Origin of the sequence: Bradyrhizobium acaciae (genome assembly GCF_020889785.1) — a bacterium.
Classification (GTDB): Bacteria; Pseudomonadota; Alphaproteobacteria; order Rhizobiales; family Xanthobacteraceae; genus Bradyrhizobium; species Bradyrhizobium acaciae.
Window position 1 is genome coordinate 1 of the sequence record NZ_JACMYK010000291.1, and the last position, 2,044, is coordinate 2,044.

Consider the following 2,044-nt stretch of genomic DNA (forward strand, 5'->3'; position numbering starts at 1 on the left):
GGGAAAGCCGGGTGCCGATCGCACCCATGGGCCCCGAGCAAAAGGGTAGAAAGCTCGGGGGTAGGACCACAGGTGTAACCGGAGCAATCCGGCTTTCCCTGCGCGATGGGCTACGGCTTACTTCGTGCTCTCCCCGGCGAGACTGGGCTTTGTTGTCACCGCCTTCGCAACGCGCATTGCGCAATACGAAGAGACACCTACCACTAGGGCGTCAGGACCACACGACTTCACCGTCCGCTTCATGCGCACTCGTCAGTTGCGCAATCCGCGTCCACCGCATCTCGACCCGCGTTCGTGACGACCGCGAAGCGCCCCTCGATCGGGTGAGATGGGAGGATTCATACACTGAGTTGGCTATTCGGATAAAGCGAAATATTTTCGCCGCGGAGACTTGACGCATTTTGCTGAATTGCCCGTCGGGCTAATTTGCCGCACCTCCCTTCGTCATTCCGGGGCGACGCGAAGCGTCGAGCCCGGAATCCATCGGGCCGCATGAATCGTGGTGGAATGGATTCCGGGCTCTCGCTTCGCGAGCCCCGGAATGACGAAAGAAAGAACGGTTGCCTCGCGCCCTACTGCGCCTTGGCGAGGTAGGGGCAACCACCTTCGGCGAGCGGACGGAAGGCCTGGTCGCCCGGCACCGTCGCGAGATACTCGTAGAGATCCCATTTGCTCTTGGACTCTTCCGGCTTCTTGATGCGCATCAGATACATGTCGTGCACCATCCGGCCGTCCTCGCGCACCACGCCGTTCTGGGCAAAGAAATCGTTGACCGGGGTCTTGCGCATCTGCGCGATCACGGCCTCGGAATCAACCGAGTTGGTCGCGGCGACGGCCTTGAAGTAGTGCCGCAGCGCCGAGTTGACGCCGGCCTGGTAGGCGGTCGGCATCGCGCCGTGCCGCTTGAAGAACTCCTGGGCGAACACGCGCGTCTCGGGCGTGCGATCCCAATAGAAGGAATCGGTGAACAAGAGATCGTGCGCGTGCGCGAGGCCGAGCGCCGGCACGTCGGTGAGCGTCACCTGCAGCGCGACGATCTGCATGCTGGCGCGGATGTTGAACTCGTCGGCCTGCGACACCGCGTTGCGGAAGTCGGAGCCGGCATTGGCGAGCGCCAGGATCTTGGCGCTGGACGACTGCGCCTGCAGCAGGAACGACGAGAAATCGGCGGTGTCGAAGGGATGGCGGACCGCGCCCAGCACCTTGCCGCCGGCAGCGGTGACGGCCCTGCTTGCGTCGCGCTCCAGCGCCTGGCCGAACGCATAGTCCGCCGTGAGGAAGAACCAGGGCGTACCGCCGCGCGCAACCACCGCCTTCGCCGTCGCGTTCGAAGAGGCGTAGGTGTCATAGGTCCACTGCACGCTGGTCGGCGAGCATTGCTTGCCGGTGAGGTCGGATGAACCGGAGCCCGAGATCAGGAACAGCTTCTTGCGTTCGCGGGTCACCGTCTGGATCGCGAGCGCCACGGCGGAATTGACGCCTTCGGCGATCACGTCGACACCCTTGTTGTCGATCCAGTTGCGCACGATGCCGGTCGCGACATCTGGCTTGTTCTGGTGATCGGCCGAAATGATCTCGATCTTGCGCCCGGCGACCGTGCCGCCGATTTCCTCGGCGGCCATTTGTGCTGCGATCACCGATCCCGGACCGTTGCCGTCGGAATATTGCCCGCTCATGTCGGTGATGATGCCGACCCGCAACATACCATCCTCCGCGCGGGCCGTACCGGCAGCAAATGAGAGACACACGGCGGCAATTGCGGCCAGGACATGCGAGCGTTTCGTGATGGACATTTCGTTCCCAGGGTTCGGATGGTTCGGACGAACTCCTGAAGCAATCAGGGATCACCGGCAACCCCGTTGGCCGGCATGGCGCTCTGCGAATCCGCGCCGAAATTCCGGGAGGAGGAACACGGTCGCTACGCCAAACAAGCGAACGCCGCGACGAGATCTCGCCGCGGCGTTCCCTAAAGCATGACGAGAGTGTTGTCTGGCACGGCAGCCGTTCACCTCTCCCTTGGGAGAGGTCGGCGCGCAGCGCCGGG

1 protein-coding gene is annotated in these 2,044 nt (G+C 63.5%); it reads right to left on the minus strand.

The annotated features are described in order from the left end of the window. Positions 1-572 precede the first annotated feature (572 nt). Positions 573-1,793, minus strand: a complete 1,221-nt coding sequence (locus H8A92_RS40290) for an ABC transporter substrate-binding protein (RefSeq protein ID WP_229200782.1) — start codon at positions 1,791-1,793, stop codon at positions 573-575. Between the last annotated feature and the right edge of the window lie 251 nt (positions 1,794-2,044).